Raw genomic sequence first — 19,954 nt, 5'->3', positions numbered from 1 at the left:
GTTCAGGAAAGTTGTTCAATGAGGCGATCGACGTGGATCTTCCACTCGGGAAGCTGCAGGTCGAGGGCACCGGAGAGCTTGCTGGTGTCAAGCCGGGAATTCTTTGGGCGCTTGGCCGGTACCGGGTATGCTTCGGTCGGGATCGGCTTGATCTGCGCCGGGTCGACTTTGAGCGCCGCGCCGCGTGCCTTGGCGCACTCAATGGCGTAGCTGGCCAGTCCATGCCAGCTGGTGGCGCCGGATGCCGTCAGGTGATAGATGCCGCCAGCCAGCGCGCCGCGGCGGAAGGCCGCCACCGCCAGCGCAGTAACATCGGCGATCAGCTCGGCCGATGTTGGTGCACCAAACTGGTCGGCGACTACATTCAGGCTGTCACGCTCACCGGCCAGGCGCAGCATGGTCTTGATGAAATTGCCGCCGTGAGCAGAGAACACCCAGCTGGTGCGGAAGACCAAGGCGTTGCAACCGCTGGCGAGAATCGCTTCTTCGCCGGCGCGCTTGCTGCGGCCGTAGGCGCTTTGCGGCGCAGTGGCGTCGTCTTCGACATAGGGCGACTGCTTCTCGCCATCGAACACGTAGTCGGTCGAATAGTGCACCAGCAAGGCGCCATGGGCGCGGGCGTAGTCGGCCATCGCGCCCACCGCAGCCGCGTTGACGGCCATTGCGCCCGCTTCATCGGCTTCGGCACGATCGACCGCGGTGTAGGCGGAAGCGTTGACGATGACGTCCGCAGTTTGGCTTTCCAGCACATGCTTGACGGCCGCCAGGTCGCCCAGATCAAGCCCGTCGCGGCCGAGCGCGACCAGCTCGCCCAGTGGCAGCAGGGTACGCTGCAACTCGTGCCCAACCTGGCCATTCTTGCCGATCAGCAGGATCTTCATGCGTATTGCTTCTCTACCCAGTTACGGTAATTGCCGCTGGTGACGTTCTGTACCCAGTCTTGGTTGGCCAAGTACCACTGCACCGTCTTGCGGATGCCGGTTTCGAAAGTTTCGGCAGGCTTCCAGCCCAGCTCACGCTCCAGCTTGCTGGCATCGATCGCATAACGCTTGTCGTGGCCTGGACGGTCCTTGACGAAGGTGATCTGGGTCTTGTACGACTGCGCATCGCTGCGCGGCTGCAGCTCGTCCAGGATGGCGCACAGGGTATGCACCACGTCGAGATTGGCCTTTTCGTTCCAGCCGCCGACGTTGTAGGTTTCGCCCAGCGTGCCGGACTCCAGCACGCGGCGGATGGCGCTGCAGTGATCCTTCACGTACAGCCAGTCTCGGATCTGCTGGCCATCGCCATAAATCGGCAGCGGCTTGCCTGCCAAAGCGTTGTGGATTACCAGCGGGATCAGTTTTTCCGGGAAATGGTAAGGACCGTAATTGTTCGAGCAGTTGGTGGTCAGCACCGGCAAGCCATAGGTATGGTGGTATGCGCGTACCAGGTGGTCGCTGGCGGCCTTACTGGCCGAATACGGGCTGTTCGGCTCATAGCGGTGCTGCTCGGTAAAGGCCGGCGCCTGCGGCTCCAGCGAACCGTAGACTTCATCGGTCGATACGTGCAGGAAGCGGAATGCCGCCTTGGCTTCGCCTTCCAGCCCGCCCCAGTAGGCGCGCGTCGCTTCCAGCAGGTTGAAGGTGCCGACGATATTGGTCTGGATGAACTCGCCAGGACCATGGATCGAACGGTCGACATGGCTCTCTGCGGCAAAGTTCAGGATCGCGCGCGGCTGGTGCTCGGCCAGCAAGGCCTCGACTTTTTCACGGTCGCCGATATCGGCATGCACGAACACATGGCGCGCGTCGCCATCAAGGCTGCGCAGGCTGTCCAGGTTGCCCGCGTAGGTCAGCTTGTCGAGATTGATGACTTTCTCGTCGGATTGCGCCAGCCAGTCCAGGACAAAATTGCCGCCGATGAAGCCGGCGCCGCCGGTAACTAAAATTGTCATTGTATTAAATTTTCTTAAAAATTGCCGCAGCGAGCAGGCCAAGATTGCCCAGCAAGGTTTGGCGGTGAATGCCGGATTTCTTCAAATCGATCAAGCGCGGTACCAGAGAGCGTTTGCGGGCCCGGGCCAGCAGTTCGAGCGTATGGCGGCTCTCGGGCGTGAGGCGGGGTTGCAGGCGCTGCAATGCTATCAAATGGCGCTCATTCCAGGTGCTCAGATGGCCTTGCCACAGCATGCGGATACGCGTGCGGCGCGCAGCCCAGGTGGTATTCATGCCAACCACATTGTTGTCGTGCTGGCGATAACGCAGTGTCGGATAGGCATCGTACTTGACCTTGCCGCCGCATCCCGTGACCACCATATACGCCCAGCTGTCGTGCGAGACTACTTCGATATTCTCACCGGCTTCGCGCAACAGGCGGCGCGCGGCATCGTTAAAAATCATCGTGTTGGCGCCGCCAATGTTCTGGATCAGGGCGTTGGCAAAGCTTGGCGGCTTGGCAAACAGCGGCGACAGGCCCAGCTCGCGGTTCTCGGCATCCACCAGCCGGGTGCGTGAGCAATACAGCGCCGGCACATCCTTGGAAACATTGCGCAACCATTCCAATCCGCGCTGCAACTTATCCGCTTCCCAGATATCGTCCTGGTCCGAGAATGCATAGTAATCGGCCTCGATGTCGGCCTTGCACGTCAGCGACAGGAAGTTGGAAACAAAACCTTCCGCCGGGCCATTGTGGATGGAAATACGTTGGGCGCCCCACTTCCCCTGGTAGCGCTCCAGAATCGCATGGGTATCGTCTTCCGAACCGTCGTCCGACGCCCACACCTCCCAATTCGGGTGCGTTTGCCGCTCAATCGAGTCCAGTTGATCGGCCAGAAAATGCTGGCCGTGATATGTACAAAGCAGAATCGCTACCTTTGGCAGGGTATCGTCATCTTGCATAATTAATACGCCTCTTTGCCTGAAGGCTTTTTAGCCAGCAAACATATTACATTTACCACACAATTAGCTTGGTTAACGACCAAACATATTGCACCTGCCACACAATTAGCTTTGGTTAACGCAGAACGGCCCTCACGGGCCCCATGTAAATAAACCGGCACAAGCATTTTGCCCTTGCGCCCGAAAATTGGCCAACATTCTAACATCCTGACACATCTACCGCCACTTACAGCGCCGTAGGCGTTGACCCGTCTCCACATTGGCGGTACGGATCGCGCTTATATTTTTTTGAAAACTGCTGCCAAAATCAGGCTTATATTCCCAGCCAAGGTCTGGCGATAAACTCCGCTGCGGTTAAAGTTAAGCAAGCGTCGAATCAAACTCATTTCGCGGGCGCTGGCGAAACTGTTTAGTATTTCGCGACTTTCCGGTGTCAGCCGATGATCGAGTTTGCGCAGCGCCTCAATATGGATTCCATTCCATTTCCTGAACTGCCCTTGCCATTGCTTTCCCAGCCGCCTGAAGCGCGCCAGCCAGCCATCGTTCATGCCGATCACGTTAGCACCGTGCTGGCGATAGCGCAGCGTCGGCAAGCTGTCGTAATGGACCTTGCCGCCGCAACCCGCCACCACCATATACGCCCACCAGTCATGTACCACGATCGGCAGTTGCGCTCCCGCTTCCTTCAAGAGTGCGCGGGCCGCGTTATTGAAAACCATGGTATTGCCGCCAGCAATGCTCTGGACCAGCGCATTGGCAAAACCAGGCGGCTTGCCGAACAACGGCGACAAGCCAATTTCCCGGCCGTCGTTATCGACCAGCCGGGTCCTTGCGCAATACAACGCCGGCGTTGCAGGTGAAATACTGTTCAGCCACTGAAGGGCGCATTCCAGCTTGTTAGCATCCCAAACATCGTCCTGGTCGGAGTAGGCGTAATAATCCGCCTGGATGGCCTCGTTGCAGGTCAACGACAAAAAATTGGCAACCAGCCCTTTTGCCGGCCCCTGCAGGACCCTCAGGCGGCCTGCCGGCCACATTTGAACGTACCCTTCCAGAATGTCGCGCGTACCATCCCTGGAGCCATCATCCGATGCCCATGCTTCCCAGTTGGCATGGGTCTGCGCCGCAAACGAATCGAGCTGCTCCGCCAAATATTGCTGGCCATTGTAAGTACATAGAAGGATTGCCACTTTGGCCGGCGCCCCAACGTTTGTCATACGAAGTTGGTTCACCAACCCTCCTTGAACAATGAATTATTTTGATACCGAATAGTCGCGCCATGATAACCCGGCGAAGCAGGGTCTCAGTGCAGCCTTGAAATGCGAGTGCTTTTTGGTGGTGAAATGCTAAGACCCAGCAGCAAAGATGATTAGTCATTTGCTGGGTCTTGGTGGTCAAGGTCTCGGTTGCCTGTTAAAGCTCGCTGGTTGGACACGAGCTTGGTCCAAAACGGTGCAGTGGAGGCAGCCACATGCAACCATCAATTTCCTAGTTTGGGTGGCGCCGCTCCAGCCACGCAGAAAATTCACTTCCGACTTCATCATGGAGCACTCCCAAATCGACCGTGGCTTGCAAAAAACCGAGCTTGCTACCACAGTCATAACGCGCGCCCTTGTAGCGATAGGCAAACACCTTTTCGCGACGTAAAAGGTTGGCAATGCCGTCCGTAAGCTGGATCTCACCGCCCACGCCGCGAGGTAAATTCTCCAACTCCTTGAAAATGCCTGGCGTCAGGATATAGCGTCCGGCAACCGCAAGTGTACTTGGTGCTGCTTCCGGCGTCGGTTTTTCTACAATTTCAATCACATTTACGAGGTCCTGGTTGACACTTTCGGCACTAACGATCCCGTAACGTTTCGTATCTTCGCGCGGCACATCCTGCACAGCCAAGATGCTTGCACGCCATTCGGAAAATTGTTCAACCATCTGCCGCATAACTGGTGGACTGCCAATCATCAGGTCATCAGCAAGCAGCACCGCAAAAGGCTCATTGCCGACCAGTTCTTGGGCGCATAGAACTGCGTGGCCAAGCCCTAAAGCGCGTGGCTGGCGTACATATGTGCAGACCATGTCTTCCGGAGCGATGCTGCGAGCTGTTGCCAGCAAAGCCGTCTTTCCTGCCAGCTCCAGTTCATTCTCGAGTTCGTAGGCAGTGTCAAAATGATCCTCCACACTGCGTTTCGTACGGCCAGTCACGAAAATCATATGGCGAATACCGGCAGCATATGCCTCCTCAACCGCATATTGAATCAGCGGTTTATCGACGATCGGCAACATTTCTTTTGCAGATGCCTTGGTCACGGGCAAGAAGCGGGTTCCAAGACCCGCAATTGGAAACACGGCTTTCCTAATTTTATTCATTATGGAAGATTTTCCGGCAACTTAACGCCAATATGGATGAAACAATGGCCAATATTCTAACATCGGACTATTTCTCCAGAAATGAAGCAATCCTTTCCGCGTAGCCGAATATGCTCTTCCTGGTTGCAATGGTCGGGTCGGCTGCACCATGGGAGTGGCGCGGAGTCGCATTCAGCCAGCGGCCGCCTTGCGCGCAGCCTTTGAAGCATACATGGCCTGGTCGGCATGGCGCATCAGCTGGTCGATGACTTCACCGTGCTCGGGGTAGAGGGCGATGCCGATGCTGGCATGCGGCCGCACGGTGCGGCCGGCCAGCACCAGGGGCGTGGCGATCACCTGCTGGATCTTGCGGGCCAGGGCCTCGGCCTGCGCCTGGTCGGCCACGTTTTCCAGCAAGGCGACAAATTCGTCGCCGCCGATGCGCGCCACCGTGTCGGCTTCGCGCACGCAGGAAGTGATGCGGCGGGCAATGGCATGCAGGAGCTGGTCGCCAGCCACATGCCCATGCTCGTCGTTGACCTGCTTGAAGTCGTCCAGGTCGATGAACAGCAGGGCGCCGCGCGACTGGCCGCGCCGGCAGCGCGCAATGGCCGACAGGATGCGGTCCTGGAACAGGCGCCGGTTCGGCAGTCCGGTCAGCTCGTCATAGCGCGCGGCATGCGCCAGGTCGGCATGCAGCGCCAGCCTTTCGATGACGGCGCCGGCCTGGCCGGCTGTAAATTCCAGTAAATCGATTTCCTTGGCCGACAGCGTGCCGGTGCGCCCAAGGTCCAGCTGCATCTCGCCAAAGGCGATGCCGGAAGCAGACAGGCTGAGGTGATGCCAGCCCGCCGCGTCCAACGGTGCCGTGCCGCCGGGTGTGCTGGAATACACCAGCCGTTCGCCCGGCTGCAGCACCACGGCCATGCCGCGCAGCGGCAGCAAGCCTTGCAGGATCTGGTCGAAAGCGCAGAATAATTCGGGCAGCGTTTCCGCGCCGTGGGCGGCCGTGGCCAGCGCCAGCATGCCGGCCTGGCGTTGCTCGGCAAGCTTGCGCTCACTGATGTCGCGCGCCACGCCGATGCGCAGGCGGTCTTGCGGCGACCAGCGCGCCGTCCACATAATGTGGGCCACGCTGCCGTCCTTGCGCAGGTAGCGGTTCTCGAAACCCAGGCCGTCACGGCCAAGCAGCACATGTCCCATTTCCGCCACGGTCTTGTTCTTGTCGTCGGGATGGATGAAATCGAGGATGATGCGGCCGATCATTTCTTCCGGCGCATAACCGAAGATCGCGCGGCAGGCTGGGTTGACGAACACGATCCGCCCGCCCTCGTCCACCATGAAGACGGCATCCAGCAACAACTCCGGCAGGCGCTCTAAAGCATCGGTCATTCACCGAGGATACAGCAAAACATGGCGCCGACCCATTTATCGGCAGGCCTGCTTCCGGCGCGCCTTTAGCGCAGCGCCAGCTGCCGTCCGGCGGCCGGGCCCGCCAGCCGGAACTGGCTGACGACACCGGCCAATTGCGCGGCCTGCTCCTGCAGCGCACCGGCGGCGGCCGCCGCCTCCTCGACCAGGGCGGCGTTCTGCTGCGTCACTTCGTCCATCTGGCCGATGGCGCGGTTGACTTCATCGATGCCGGTGCTTTGCTCGGCGCTGGCAACCGAGATTTCCGCCACCACGTCGCTGACGCGGCGCACGCTGGCCAATACCTGTTCCATGGTGCTGCCGGCCTGCTGCACCAGCTGGGTACCCGAACTCACCTGCAGCGCGGAATCATCGATCATCTGCTTGATTTCCTTGGCCGCCGAGGCGCTGCGCTGGGCCAGGTTGCGCACTTCGGAGGCGACCACGGCAAAGCCGCGCCCCTGTTCGCCGGCGCGCGCCGCTTCCACCGCGGCATTCAACGCCAGGATATTGGTCTGGAACGCGATACCGTCGATCACGGCAATGATGTCGACGATCTTGCCCGAGGCAGCGCTGATGTTCTCCATCGTCACGATCACCTGCTGCACCACCTTGCCGCCATCGCTGGCCACGTTCCATGCCGACTGCGCCAGCTGGTTGGCCTCGCGTGCGTTGTCGGCGTTCTGGCGCACGGTGGAAGTCAGTTCTTCCATGGCCGACGCGGTTTGTTCCAGCGAGCTGGCCTGGTTTTCGGTGCGTGCCGACAGGTCCAGGTTGCCGCTGGCGATTTGCGCCGAGGCGGTGGCAATGGCATCGGTGCCGCCGCGCACCTGGCCCACCACGTGCGCCAGGCTGTCGTTCATCTCGCGCAGCGAATGCATCAGCTTGCCCGTTTCATCGCGTGAAGTGACGCTGATACTGGCGCTCAGGTCACCACCGGCCACGCGCTGCGCCACCACGACCGCTTCCTTCAGAGGCGTGGCCACAATGCGCGCCACCCACAGCGCCAGCAGCACCCCCACCACTACCAGCGCGGCCAGCATGCCAATGATCAGCGTGCGCGACATGTCGAAGCGCTCCGCGGCTGCCTTCTCGGAGCCGCTGCTGCCTTCGTCGTTATATTTCGACAGCGCTTCGAACTGCTCGTTGAGCTTGCGGTAAACCTTGTTGGAAGCACCACGGAACAGCACGCGCGCTTCTTCCTTGTTGCCTGCCCGCGACAGCGCGACCAGTTTTGTGCTGTGCGCCAGGTAGGCTTCGATGTCCTGTTTCAGGTCGGCGTAAATGCGCGATTCCTCGGCATCGGTCACCAGCGCGGCCAGCGATTCTTGTTGCTTGCGCATCGTTTCGAGGCGGGTCGCCATCGACTTTTCGATGGCCGTCATCTCATCGCCTTCATCCACCAGGATGTGGCTGGCCTCGGAGATGCGGTAGCGCGCCAGCGAAGTCTGCACCTGTCCCACGTAGCGCACTGCCGGCAGCCAGTTGGTGGCGATATCGGTCGAGGACTGGCTGACTTTGACCAGCTCGAGGATGGAGAACAAGCCCATCACACAGGTGAACGCAATGACCAGGCTGAACGCGAATAGCAGCTTGCTCCCGATCTTCAGGTGATGGAACCACTTCATGCTTGTCTCCCTATTATTTTGTTACCCTCGGTTTGTTACCAAGAAGCAAATCCGAGCGTATCAAACGGGAGCTTTCAGTTTCCTTTCATCCATTGCCCTATGGCAAATCGTTCGGTATCGTGTCTGGATTGTGGACCCCTCACCGGAGCCGGACATGGCAGAGCACAGCATCCCCCCACTGGAAATTCCCGAATCGGTCACCGCTGCACTGAACAGCTGGGTGCAGCAGGCGGCGCAACAGGTGGGCGGCCCGCTACGCAGCGAGATCGAGGACCTGCGCGCGCAGCTGGCAGCCGCCAACGCCACGCTGGAGGAAAATGAGGACCAGATCACGCGCCTGAACGGAGAGCTGCGTAACGCGCGCAATATCGCGGCCGACGCCCTGGTCGGCAAGGCCAAGGACCAGTTGGCGATCGAAGGCAAGGATGCCCAGATCGCCGACCTGCGCGGCCAGCTCGAACGCAGCGTCGCTATTGCAGCGACGCTGTCCGACGCCAAGCTGGCGGCGGAAATGGAACTGGTCGGCGCCGCCACCGCGCGCGACAACTACCTGGCTGAAGCCACCGAACTGCGCACCCAGCTCGAAGCCTGCCGCGCCGCCCGCCGCAACGGATAATTACTCCGAGACCTCAACCAGCTTGTAGCCCGGGTCGGAGGTGATCTGGGCTTCGGTGTACAGCAGCTTGATCCACTGGCCTTTGGCATACAGCTTGGTCTCGTCGTTGAAGTGCTGGCTCTCGGGGTTGGAGGACTGGCTGTAGGTCAGGATGCCTTCCGCCACCGGTCCGCGCTCGTCCCAGGTCACGAACTGGATATAGCTGTTGCCATAGGCACCGGCATTGGTTTTCGAATCGGCCGTATAAATCCAGATGCCGGGATAGATCTGGTTCTTCACGCCGCGCCAGTTCATGAAGGTATAGCGCCCGCCCGGCACGGCCAGGGCGCCGTCCGGGCGCGAGATGGTCTGCACTTCTTCCGGGCGGGTGCGGCGCTTGGCCGCGGTGTCGAACTGGCTGCTGGCGACCAGCGTCTCCAGTTTCGCCATGGCGGCAGGAATGCCGGCAGCGCCGCGCGGCGTTTCCAGCGGGTCGGCCGGATTGTAAGGCACGCTCCACCACGATGCCGCATTCAGTTCACCCAGCGCTGCGTACAGCTCAAAGAACAGGATTGCGCCCTCGCTGCCTGGCGCATGGGTTTTGTCCCACGATTCCAGCACGGCGCAGGCATCCTTGGCCGCTGCCGTTGCGGTGCCGGAAGCCAGGCAGGCGGCAGTGAATTCAGGCAGCCATTTCTGTGCCTTGAAGAAGCGCGCCTGCAGATAGATCTGCTGCAGGTTGGCCATGGTGAAGCGGTTGCCCGCCACGCCGTCGGTGCCGGCCAGGCGGTCGCGCACGATGGCGTGGCCGGTGCGGGTGCGGTTGTTCTGCGGCGCACCTTCCTGGTTCGGACCGGTGGCAATGATCTTGGGATAGCCGGTGAGGAAGGTGCTGGAGGACGGCCACCAGTGGCTGTCGTTGGCGTTCAGGATGTAGTCGCTGCGCTTGACCCAAGGCCGCTGGGCTGCGCCGATCGCGCCCGACCAGTCGCAGGCCGATGAGGTGCCTGCCATCACTACCACGCCGGTGGTAGCCATGATGTCCTGGAACGGCGCGCCCTGTGCCGCACCGGGCACGCAGCCGGCCAGTTGCGCATTCTGCACATTGGCTGCCACGGAGAAGTTGCCATACAGCGTGTCGCCGGCAATGTCGGCCGCCATGGTGTTCACCCATGGCAGGGCGACGTAGGTAGACGCCGCGGTGCGCAAGTCGTCCACGCTGCCGGCCTTGCCATTCAGGATGATCTGGTCGATCAGCTTGTAGTTGGCCAGGTTGGCGTCCTGGATCGCAAACCCTGACGACGTGCCCCAGGCGAAGGAGCTGTCCATCAGCATCGGGCCGAACTCGGTGGTGTACAGGGTGCGCGACAGCGACGTGAGCGCGCCGTCGGCGCCCTTGACGCTGATCGTCAGCGGCACCGCCGTCATCGCCACCGGCTTGCCATCCTTGATGTAGCGCGTCGGGTTGGCCGGGTCGAGCGCCAGGTAGCGCAGCGTGAAGCGGTTGTCGGTGGAGAAGGTGTGGGTCCACGCCACCTTGTCGTTAAAGCCGATCAGCGGCAGCGGCACGCCCAGCAGCGTGGCGCCATACACGTCGTAGCCTTTGCCGGTGACGGTCAGGTGCAACTGGTTCAGGCGCAGCGCGCCCCACCATGGGAAGTGCGGATTGCCGAACACCATGCCCTTGCCGGACTGCGTCACGTCCTTGCCCAGGCCAAAACCATTGGAGCCGATGGTGTGCTCCTGGATAGTCTGCAGCCCCTTGGCAATCGAAGAGTTGGCGTAATCGGATGCAGCCAGCAGGCGCGGCTTGCTGCGCTTGAGCAGCGCGGCCGTGGCGCTTTTCGGCGGCTGCGCGGAACCGATCTGCTTGATGAAGGCCAGCGAACTGCCGGCCATCGCGGCCTGGGCGAAACGCAGGTAGGCATCGTCTTCCGTCATCGGCTGCACCCAGGCGGCGTTGTTGCATGCCGTTGGCAGGCTGGCGGCAGGGGTCTCTTTCAGGTAGCGGTTATAACCGGCCACGAAGCCGGAGGTGAGTTCCTGCGCATCGGTGCTGGATGCGGCCTTGATCCTGGCCGCCAGCGCTGGCGTGAACAGCAGCTTGTAGAAGAAATCGGAATCGATGTTGCCGAAGGTGTCGCCCAGCTGGCCAAGGTAGCCGCCGGCGCCGCCGAAGTACTTGGCGCGCTCGCCGTGCAGCGTCACCATTTCCTCCGCATACAGGCAGATGTTCTCCTTGGCGAAGGCGTAGCCATATCCGTAGCCGGCGCCCTTGAAGGTTTCCGCCTTGACGTGCGGTACGCCGTAGGAGGTGTAGCGGATCGAGGCGACGTAGGTGGTGCCGGTGATGGGCGGGACAGCCGGCGCAGGCGGGGGATCATCGCTGCCGCTGCCGCAGGCCGCGAGCAGCGCGAGGGGAATCAACATCAGAATACGGGATAAAACATGCTGTCTCATCGTGTCTCCTAGTTATCGGTATTGGCAAAGTTATTTGCTTGGCAATAATACCCCGCTCCGGGCATGAAAAACCGGAATAACGCATAATCGCGGTTCATTGTCCAACCGGGAGAGCTTGAGCATGACTGGCATTACCGACTTCCCTATCAACGCCAAATGGCCAGCGCAGCACCCTGAGCGCCTGCAGCTGTATTCCCTGCCGACGCCGAACGGCGTCAAAGTATCGATCATGCTGGAAGAGATCGGCCTCGCCTACGAGCCGCACCTGGTCAGCTTTGACACCAATGACCAGATGTCGCCGGAGTTCCTGTCGCTGAACCCGAACAACAAGATCCCGGCCATCATCGATCCGGACGGCCCGGGCGGCAAAGCGCTGCCGCTGTTCGAATCGGGCGCGATCCTGCTCTACCTGGCAGAAAAAACCGGCAAGCTGATTCCGCAGGACGCCGCGGCGCGCTATGAAACCATCCAGTGGGTGATGTTCCAGATGGGCGGGATCGGCCCGATGTTCGGCCAGGTCGGCTTCTTCCACAAATTCGCCGGCAAGGAATACGAAGACAAGCGCCCGCGCGACCGCTACATCAACGAATCGGCGCGCCTGCTCGGCGTGCTGGACCAGCGCCTGCAAGGGCGCAAGTGGATCATGGGCGAGCAGTTCACCATCGCCGATATCGCCATCTTCCCGTGGGTGCGCAACCTGGTGGAGTACTACGGCGCGGGCGAGCTGGTTGGCTTCGAGAAGTTCGCCAACGTGCGCCGCGTGCTGGGCGCATTCGTCGACCGCCCGGCTGTGGCGCGCGGCCTGAATATTCCGGCCCGCGGCTAATTTCCTGCAAATGACGGGCGTAGAATAGCTGGGCACGATTCACCTTGCCAGGGAGCATCGCCATGCTACGCCTCCACCGCCTGTTCGCTGTTGTCCTGCTGCTGGCCGCCGCGCTGGCTGCCCCCGCCTACGCCGGCAAGCCTTACCAGTATTACGCGCTGGGCGACGCCACCAACGTGATCCTGCCGCAGCCGAAAAAATCCAGCCTGGTGCTGATGGGCGGCGGGCCGGATGTCGATGCCGCCTTTGCCTGGATGATGCAGAAAGGCGGCGGCGGCAACTTCGTCGTGATCCGCAGCCGCGGCAGCGACGCTTACAACCCCTATATCTTCGCCATGGGCGGCGCGCGGTCGGTGGAAACGCTGGTGATTCCAAGCCGCGAGGCCGCCAGCGATCCTTTCGTGATCGAGCGCATACGCAATGCGGAAGAACTGTTCATCGCCGGCGGCGACCAGTCGGATTACATCAATTTCTGGCAAGGTACGCCGGTGCAGGCGGCGATCCAGGAACTGGCCGGGCGCAAAATCCCGATCGGCGGCACCAGCGCCGGCCTGGCCTTGATGGGGCGCTTCGGCTTTGCTGCGCTGAACGGCAGCATCACCTCGGATGAAGCGCTGGCCGATCCCTTCGACAAGCGCATGACGCTGGAGCGCGACTTCCTGCTGCTGCCCGACCTGGGCAGCGTGATCACCGACGCCCACTTCGACACGCGCGCGCGCCTGGGCCGCCTGGTAGCGTTCATGGCCCGCATCGTCGACGATGGCTGGGCCCCCATGGCGCGCGGCATCGGGGTCGATGTGGAAACGGCGTTGCTGGTGGAGGACGGCAAGGGCACGCGGGTTGGCGCCGGCGCGGTCACCTTCCTGCAATCGGTCGGGCTGCCGCAGGTGTGCAAGCCGAAGCAGCCTTTGACTTACCTGAACCTGCAAGGCCAGCGCATGGCGGGCGGCGGCAGCTTCGACCTGCGCAACTGGGCCGGCTATGGCGGAGCGACGGTGCCGTTCACCGTGTCCGCCCAGGCCGGCGTGCTGCTTACCAGGTGAAGTCGTCCGGGATCTTGTAGTCGGCGTAAGGATCGTCTTCCGCCGGCTGCTCGCCGGCGGCCTTTTTGACGGCCACCACTACTTCCGGCGCGCGCTCGGCGATCTTTTCGCCCACCACTTTCGGCACCAGTTCGGCCACGCCGTCCAGCACCACGATCACCAGGCGGCCGTTGACCAGGTGCTGCTGCACCTTGTCCGCGACATAGATACGCTCGATCTTGCTGCCGATGGTGAAGTTGTAGGCCACATCGCCATTGCCTTTCGGCTGGCGGTGCTGCTGCACCATCTGGATCACCTGGGCCATGACGGCTTTCTGGCCGGCGGCCGCGTCGCGCTGCGCATTCAGTTCGCGCGCCCGCTCGGCATTCTTGCGCTGCTGCTCCACGGCGGCCTCGCGCGACTGGTCCACGGCCTTGCTGCCGCTGCGCAGTTCTTCCTTGTGCTGCTTGGACTTGTCCTGCTGCGCCTTGTTGACCTTCTTCTTGTCGACCAGGCCAGCCTTCATCAATTGTTCTTGCAACGAAACCATGTTTAACTCCTCTGTTGCCGGCAGTTTAGCAGAGCGCGTATAGTGGCCGCATGAAAAGGCTTATCATTCTCGCAAGCGCATGCGCGTCGCAGCTTCCGGCCGCCCACGCGGGCGATGCGGATCAACTGGCAGCCATGGTCAATGCCTGGCGTGCCGCCCCCGCCACTTGCCAGGGCAAGCTGCGCCGCGCCGTCCCGGTGCTGACGCCAAAGCCTGTGTTGTCGCGCATTGCGCTGCGGCCTGGCGTCATCCTGCTGGCCACGCTCGACAGCGCCGGCTACGATCCGGAAATTGCAGACGCGGTCAATGTGGAAGGCCCCAATGATGCCCGCAGCGCCTTCGAGGCCTTGCGCGAATCGTATTGCGCCACCCTGGGCAGCACACGCTACCGCGATATCGGAGCCCACCGCGCGGGCAATGAATGGACCGTCGTGCTGGCGGCGCCAACACCAAATCCGCTCGAGCTGCTGCCCGACACTGCCGCCGCGGCGCGCCAGGTGTTCCAGGCCACCAATGCCGCCCGTGCCGAAGCCCGCCAATGCGGCGACAGCTGGATGGAGGCCGCGCCGCCGCTGGCGTGGAACCAGCAATTGGCCGAGGCGGCGCAGGCCCATAGCGAGGACATGGCACAGCAAAACTATTTCGCCCACAAGAACAAGCAGGGCAACGAGGTGCCGCAGCGCGCCGAAGCGCAAGGCTACCGCTGGCGCCATGTCGGCGAAAACATCTCGCGCGGCCAGACCAGTGCGCAGGAAGCAGTGACCGGCTGGATCAATAGTCCCGGCCATTGCCGCAACCTGATGAATCCCAGATTCACCGAGTTCGGCGCCGGCGTCGGCATCCGCCGCAGCAAGCGCCCGGCAGCCTATTGGACCCAGGTATTCGGCACCCCGCGCTGAGCTTGACATCTGCCCGCTGCGTACTAGGCTTATCTGATCGGCAGCCTGCGGCATGCCGCTGCAGGTGCCGGTAATTGGGGGATGTATGGACACCAAGAAGTTCATCATGGAAGGCTACAAGCTCTACGCGGCAGGCGACCTGAAAGGCCTGCTCGAACGCTACAACGACGATGCGGAGATGATCAATCCCGACTCCGACTACTTGCCCATAGGCGGCAGCTATCAAGGCAAGCAACAAATAGCCGAATTTTTCGTGAAGTTGAATGAAACCACGCAGTGCACCTACCTCGAGCCCAAGACCATGGTGCAGGAAGGCGATACCGTGGTGGTCACCGGCGACTCGAGCTGGATTGCGCGCAGCACGGGCATCGCCTACGACAATCCTTTCGTCCATGTCTTCAAGATGAGCGGCGATAAAGTCGCTTCGCTGCGCGCCTACTACGACACCAGCAAGCTGGAACACGCCCTGCACCCGGCCACCACCGGCCAGGCTGCCGGCAAGCCGTTGCACCACTAGCCAGGAGAGCCGACATGCCGACCGCCCGTGCCCTGCCTTTGATGCTGTGCCTGGCGGCCGGCGCCCTGCCCGCCGGTTCGCAGGCGGTCCGCGAGCCGGTCTTCGATCCGCTGCTGGATGGCGCATGGTGCGCCAATCCAGCCGGCGGACGCCCGCTGCTGCTGGCCATGGCGGCGCCAAGCGAAACGGCGCCCTTCAAACCGGTGCAGCAGGCGCGCAAGCCCAATGATGCCGGTCCGCCGCCGCTGTACACGGACCTGGGGAAGCTGCATTTTTCGATCACCACGCGCAGCCCGCGCGCCCAGGCTTATTTCGACCAGGGCTTGCGGCTGCTGTTTTCCTTCAACCATGCCGAGGCGGCGCGCGCCTTCCGCGCCGCGCAGCAGGCCGACCCGCAGTGCGCCATGTGCCACTGGGGCGAGGCGCTGGTGCTGGGACCGAACATCAACGCGCCGATGTTGCCCGAAATGGCGGCGCCCGCATTCGCGGCAGCCGAGCGCGCAGCAGCGGCAGCCAACAGCGCCAGTCCGCTGGAACAGGCGCTGGTACGCGCCGTCAACCAGCGCTATGGCGCGCAGGCGCCAGCCGACCGCGCGCCGCTGGACCAGGCTTATGCGGCAGCCATGGGCGAAGCGGCACGCAGCTTCCCCAACGACGACACGGTACAGGCACTGTTTGCCGAAGCGCTGATGGACCTGTCGCCCTGGGATTACTGGGAGGCCGGCGGCGCCAGCCCCAAGGGGCGTACGCGCGAACTGGTCGATGCGCTGGAGCGGGTGCTGGAGCGCAATCCCAGCCACCCCGGCGCCATCCACTACTACATCCACGCGATGGAAGCCTCGACCCACCCGGAAAAAGCCCTGCCCTATGCGCGCCAGCTGGCCAGGCAGGTTCCCGGCGCCGGCCATATCGTGCACATGCCGTCCCACATCTACTACCGCGTCGGCCTGTACAAGGACGCGCTGCAGTCGAATCTCGACGCCATTGCCATCGACGAAAGATACTTCCGCGCTGCCGCCAGCGACGCCGTGTACAAGGGTGCCTACTACCCGCACAACATTCACTTCGCGATGGTGTCGGCGCTGATGGGCGGCGACGGCAAGGCGGCGCTGCAAGCCACGCAAAGGCTGGAGCGATCGATCAGCCCCGAGCTGCTGCGCGCCATTCCGCCGATGCAGCCGGTGCGCGCCGCGCCCTATTTCGCGCACGTGCAATTCAGCAGCGCGGAAACCCTGCTGGCCCTGCCCGCCCCCGGCGAGGAATTCGTCCTGCTGCGCGCGATGTGGCATTACGCGCGCGCCGTCGGCTTTGCACGCAAGGGCATGTGGGACGAGGGCCGGCGCGAGGTCGACAGCATTGCCGTCATCGAGCAGAAGGCCGACTTCAAGCCGCTGCTCGATTGGGGCGTGCCGGGCGCCGATATCGTGCGCACCGCGCGCCTGGTCGCGGCGGGCAAGCTGGCCGAAGCCAAGGGCGAGCTGGCGGGCGCGATCGCGCTGTTCACGCAGGCGGTCGCGGCGCAGGATGCGCTGCCCTATACCGAGCCGCCCTACTGGTACTACCCGGTGCGCCAGTCGCTGGGGGCGGCGCTGCTGAAGGCGGGCAAGCTGGAAGAAGCGGAAGCGGCCTTCCGCGCTTCGTTTGCCAGAACACCAAGCAACGGCTGGGCCCTGCGCGGCCTGCTCGAGGTGTATGAGAAGCGCGGCGACAAGGCGGCGGCGGCAGCCACCCGCAAGCGCTTCGCCGCCACCTGGCTGGGACCGAAAGACGGGCCGCAGCTGGCCCGCCTGTAACCGTTCGCCGCCCCGGCATGCAGCCCCGCTTCCGGGTAAGATGCGCCTTTTGCGAATCGCGGGTTGAGGCATGGGGTTACATCGTTGGGCGCTGCTGCTGGGCAGTATGATTGCACTGGCCGTCCAGGCGCAGCAACTGTATCCGGACGGGCAAAGCTTTGAGCGGCGACGCTGGACGCAAGCCGACGGCGCACCGCAGCAAGCCCTGAACATGACCCAGACCGACGAAGGCCTGCTGTGGTTGGGCTCCGCCGTGGGACTGTACACCTTTGACGGCATACGTTTCCGCCAGATGGACAAGGTGTATGGCCATGCGCTCCCATCGAACAACATCATGGCCATGCGCAAGGTGACGGGCGGCCTGGCGGTCGGTTACTACTTCGGCGGCTTGAGCATCTTCACGCCGGGGCATGCCACGCATTATGTGGCCGGCCAGGGTTTTCCACGCGGCTCTGTGCTCAGCATCAGCACCGACAACAACGGTCATATGTATGTCGCCACCAGCAGTGGCCTGGTGATGCGGCAGGACGGCCAGTGGCTGCCGGTGGGCCAGGACTCGCTGCCAAAGGGCTCGGTGAATATGGTCAAGCACGACCAGTCCGGCCGGCTGTGGGCGAAAGTCGGCGCCGAATACTATGTGCGCCCGCTCGGCAGCCAACGCTTCGTCCAGGTGCCGGTGCCGCCACAGTCGCGGGTCACCTGGCGCATGGATGGCTTGTTCGTAATGGCGCCGGGCCAGCAAGTCCAGGTGCTCGACATCCAGCCCACGCAGCGCCAGGAGCGCTACGATCAGCCGCAGCTATACCAGGGGCCACCGGTGTCCGGGCCGCATGGCACACTGTGGGCCACGCGTGTGGACGGACTGGTGCGGCTGGCGCGCGACGGCGCCGGCATCCTGCGGGCGGCCGAACTGTTCACCAGCGCCATGGGGCGCGAGGCGCAATTCGACAAGATCACCATCGACCGCGAAGACAACCTGTGGCTGATCACGCCGGGCGGCATCGAGCGCCTGCGGCGCCATCGCTTCCACCGCCTGGAGTCGCCGTCCAATGCCTTCTATTGGCTGGCGCAGCAGGGTTTCGGGGAGGAGCTGTGGCTCGGGGCCAACAGGTCCCCGCTGGCAAGACTGAGGCCTGACGGCAGCCGCCTGCAGACCGAAATCGATGGCCCGAGCGCCCTGCTGCGCCTGGCGCCCGACCATGTCTGGGTCGGCTCCGCGGACGCACTGTGGGAATTCCATGGCGATGTCCGGCAGCGCTGGGCCCTGCCGCCGGACCTGGGCCGCGGTTACGAAATCCAGGCGCTGGCGGCAGAATCTGGCGGCCGCCTGCTGGTAGCCATTTCACGTAACGGCCTGTGGACGTTCGAGCAGGGGCAGTGGCGCCCGGACCAGCGCCTGCACGGCATCGAGGAGCCGATGCCAACCTGCATGCTGACCGACGGCCAGGGCAGGACCTGGCTCGGTTTGACCAACAGCCGCCTGGCCGAGCTGACGCCTGGCGCGGCCAGGCTGCTGCCCGCCAGCGCCGGACTGCAGGTGGGCAATGTGCTTTCCCTGCTGGACGCCGGCGGCAAAATGCTGGTGGGCGGCGACCTCGGGGTCGCCTGGGTCGAAGGCGGCACGGCGCACCCGCTGCGCTTGCAGCAAGGCGGCGGCTTCCAGCGCATCACCGGCATGCTGCTGGACCGGCAAGGCAGCCTTTGGATGCACAGCAACGCCGGCCTGCATCGCGTCAGGCAGCAAGCGCTGGCGCGCTTCTGGGCCGCGCCGGCACAGGCGCTGGAGTCCGAGCTGTTCAATTTCGAGGACGGCATCAACGGCATGGCCGCGCAATCGCGGCCACTGCCCTCGCTGGCGCTGGCGCAGGACGGCCGGCTGTATTACGCGACAATGACGCAGGCCGGCTGGATCGATCCTGCCACCATCCCGCGCAATACGCGCGCGCCAACCGTTCTGCTGCAAGCGCTGCGCACGGCTGAACGCGAGTACCATCCCACCGACCAGTTGCTGCTGCCGCAGCGCACCACGGCCATCGAGCTGGCATTCACTGCCACCGCCCTGTCGATCCCGGAACGGGTGCGCCTGAAGTTCCGGCTCGATGGCGTCGACAGCGGCTGGCGCGAAGCCGGCCTGGAGCGGCGGGTGCAGTACACCAACCTGGCGCCCGGCGGCTACCGCTTCCATGTCATCGCCGCCAATGAGGATGGGGTGTGGAACAACGAAGGCGCCCAGTTCCGCTTCGAGATCGAACCGGCTTTCTGGCAGACCAGCTGGTTCCGCCTGGCCTGCGCCCTGGCGCTGCTGGTGGCAGGCGTGCTGCTGTACCGCTGGCGTGTGGCAATCATCCAGCGCCGCGCGGAGCAGCAGGTAGCGCTGCGCCTGGACGCGACGCTGCAGGAGCGCAGCCGGATTGCGCGTTCGCTGCACGACAACCTGCTGCAGGCAGTACAGGCCCTGCTGCTGCGCTTCCACCTGGTCGAGCAAAAGCTGGGGCAACAGCCGGAATTGCAGAAAATGGTCGGCAGTGCGCTCGACTACGCGGAATCGCTGGTCGTCACCACCCGCGACGAAGTGATGGAACTGCGCCGTGCACAGGATGCCGATGAAATGTTCGCGGCGCTGCGCCACGCCGCCGCACAGGCGGCGCCGGGCGCCGAACAGCGCCTGAGCTGCACTGTCGTGGGCCAGCCGCGCCACCTGCGCAGCGACACGTGCGCCGAACTGGCCAGCGTGCTGCGCGAGGCCGTACTGAACAGCGTGGCCCACTCCGGTGCGGCGCATATCGAGGTGCGCCTGAGCTTCAGTGACGAAGCCCTGCTGGCGGAAGCCCGCGACGATGGCATCGGCCTCGATGCCATCCTCGCGCAGCACGGCAAGAGCGGACATTGGGGCATCACCGGCATGCGCGAACGGATCGTGCGCCTGGGCGGGCAGATCGACATCGGACCCGGGCCGAAGGGCGGCGTGGCGGTGCGCCTGGTGATCCCGGCGCAGCAGGCCTACGCCTGAAGCGCCGGCGCCGCCTCCCCCAAAA

16 protein-coding genes are annotated in these 19,954 nt (G+C 63.3%); 7 read left to right on the top strand and 9 right to left on the bottom strand.

Going from position 1 to position 19,954, the window contains the following annotated elements:
• Positions 1–2 precede the first annotated feature (2 nt).
• The 7 genes from rfbD to ASD07_RS27525 all read right to left on the bottom strand — a co-directional run bounded on the left by rfbD (position 3) and on the right by ASD07_RS27525 (position 8,257).
• Positions 3–881 (bottom strand): dTDP-4-dehydrorhamnose reductase, encoded by an 879-nt coding sequence (gene rfbD, locus ASD07_RS27555; protein WP_055938249.1) that lies wholly within the window; start codon positions 879–881, stop codon positions 3–5.
• Positions 878–1,936, bottom strand: coding sequence for a dTDP-glucose 4,6-dehydratase (gene rfbB, locus ASD07_RS27550; protein ID WP_055938248.1), 1,059 nt, complete (start codon positions 1,934–1,936; stop codon positions 878–880). The genes rfbD and rfbB overlap by 4 nt, the downstream gene beginning before the upstream one ends.
• 4 nt (positions 1,937–1,940) lie before the next feature.
• A complete protein-coding gene (locus ASD07_RS27545; protein ID WP_055938247.1) occupies positions 1,941–2,879 on the bottom strand; it encodes a glycosyltransferase family 2 protein in 939 nt (312 codons plus the stop codon).
• A gap of 278 nt (positions 2,880–3,157) precedes the next feature.
• Positions 3,158–4,111, bottom strand: a complete 954-nt coding sequence (locus ASD07_RS27540; protein ID WP_229207309.1) for a glycosyltransferase family 2 protein — start codon at positions 4,109–4,111, stop codon at positions 3,158–3,160.
• Between the two features lie 256 nt (positions 4,112–4,367).
• A complete protein-coding gene (gene galU, locus ASD07_RS27535) occupies positions 4,368–5,240 on the bottom strand; it encodes a UTP--glucose-1-phosphate uridylyltransferase GalU (protein WP_055938243.1) in 873 nt (290 codons plus the stop codon).
• Between the two features lie 171 nt (positions 5,241–5,411).
• The gene (locus tag ASD07_RS27530) at positions 5,412–6,611 is read right to left on the bottom strand and encodes a diguanylate cyclase domain-containing protein (protein WP_055938240.1); all 1,200 of its coding nucleotides are present in this window, start codon (positions 6,609–6,611) and stop codon (positions 5,412–5,414) included.
• A gap of 65 nt (positions 6,612–6,676) precedes the next feature.
• Entirely contained in the window at positions 6,677–8,257 is a 1,581-nt protein-coding gene (locus ASD07_RS27525; protein WP_055938238.1) for a methyl-accepting chemotaxis protein, read from the bottom strand.
• Between the two features lie 154 nt (positions 8,258–8,411).
• Between ASD07_RS27525 and ASD07_RS27520 the strand changes: the two genes are divergently transcribed.
• On the top strand, positions 8,412–8,873 hold the full coding sequence (locus ASD07_RS27520) for a hypothetical protein (protein WP_055938235.1): 462 nt from the start codon (positions 8,412–8,414) through the stop codon (positions 8,871–8,873).
• On the opposite strand, the gene ASD07_RS27515 is transcribed toward ASD07_RS27520, so the two are convergent.
• Complete coding sequence (locus ASD07_RS27515; RefSeq protein WP_055938232.1) at positions 8,874–11,282, bottom strand: penicillin acylase family protein; 2,409 nt, start codon at positions 11,280–11,282, stop codon at positions 8,874–8,876.
• A gap of 151 nt (positions 11,283–11,433) precedes the next feature.
• On the opposite strand from ASD07_RS27515, the gene ASD07_RS27510 reads away from it, so the two are divergent.
• Positions 11,434–12,138: a glutathione S-transferase N-terminal domain-containing protein gene (locus tag ASD07_RS27510; RefSeq protein WP_055938225.1), complete on the top strand. Its 705-nt coding sequence runs from the start codon at positions 11,434–11,436 to the stop codon at positions 12,136–12,138.
• A 62-nt stretch (positions 12,139–12,200) separates the two neighbouring features.
• Positions 12,201–13,181, top strand: coding sequence for a cyanophycinase (locus ASD07_RS27505; RefSeq protein WP_055938223.1), 981 nt, complete (start codon positions 12,201–12,203; stop codon positions 13,179–13,181).
• Here ASD07_RS27505 and ASD07_RS27500 read toward each other — a convergent pair.
• On the bottom strand, positions 13,171–13,710 hold the full coding sequence (locus ASD07_RS27500) for a DUF2058 domain-containing protein (protein WP_055938220.1): 540 nt from the start codon (positions 13,708–13,710) through the stop codon (positions 13,171–13,173). The genes ASD07_RS27505 and ASD07_RS27500 overlap by 11 nt on opposite strands.
• Before the next feature lie 50 nt (positions 13,711–13,760).
• Between ASD07_RS27500 and ASD07_RS27495 the strand changes: the two genes are divergently transcribed.
• The 4 genes from ASD07_RS27495 to ASD07_RS27480 all read left to right on the top strand — a co-directional run bounded on the left by ASD07_RS27495 (position 13,761) and on the right by ASD07_RS27480 (position 19,929).
• The gene (locus tag ASD07_RS27495; RefSeq protein WP_055938218.1) at positions 13,761–14,609 is read left to right on the top strand and encodes a CAP domain-containing protein; all 849 of its coding nucleotides are present in this window, start codon (positions 13,761–13,763) and stop codon (positions 14,607–14,609) included.
• 85 nt (positions 14,610–14,694) lie between these two features.
• Positions 14,695–15,126: a nuclear transport factor 2 family protein gene (locus ASD07_RS27490; protein WP_055938215.1), complete on the top strand. Its 432-nt coding sequence runs from the start codon at positions 14,695–14,697 to the stop codon at positions 15,124–15,126.
• 14 nt (positions 15,127–15,140) lie between these two features.
• Positions 15,141–16,919, top strand: coding sequence for a lipopolysaccharide assembly protein LapB (locus ASD07_RS27485; RefSeq protein WP_229207308.1), 1,779 nt, complete (start codon positions 15,141–15,143; stop codon positions 16,917–16,919).
• Positions 16,920–16,989: 70 nt separating this feature from the next.
• A complete protein-coding gene (locus ASD07_RS27480; RefSeq protein ID WP_055938209.1) occupies positions 16,990–19,929 on the top strand; it encodes a sensor histidine kinase in 2,940 nt (979 codons plus the stop codon).
• Positions 19,930–19,954: the final 25 nt, after the last annotated feature.

It is taken from the genome of Duganella sp. Root336D2 (genome assembly GCF_001425005.1).
In the GTDB taxonomy this organism is placed as follows: Bacteria; Pseudomonadota; Gammaproteobacteria; order Burkholderiales; family Burkholderiaceae_D; genus Rugamonas.
Note: the sequence above shows the minus strand (reverse complement) of the source record. Positions and strands in the feature narration are given on the sequence as shown.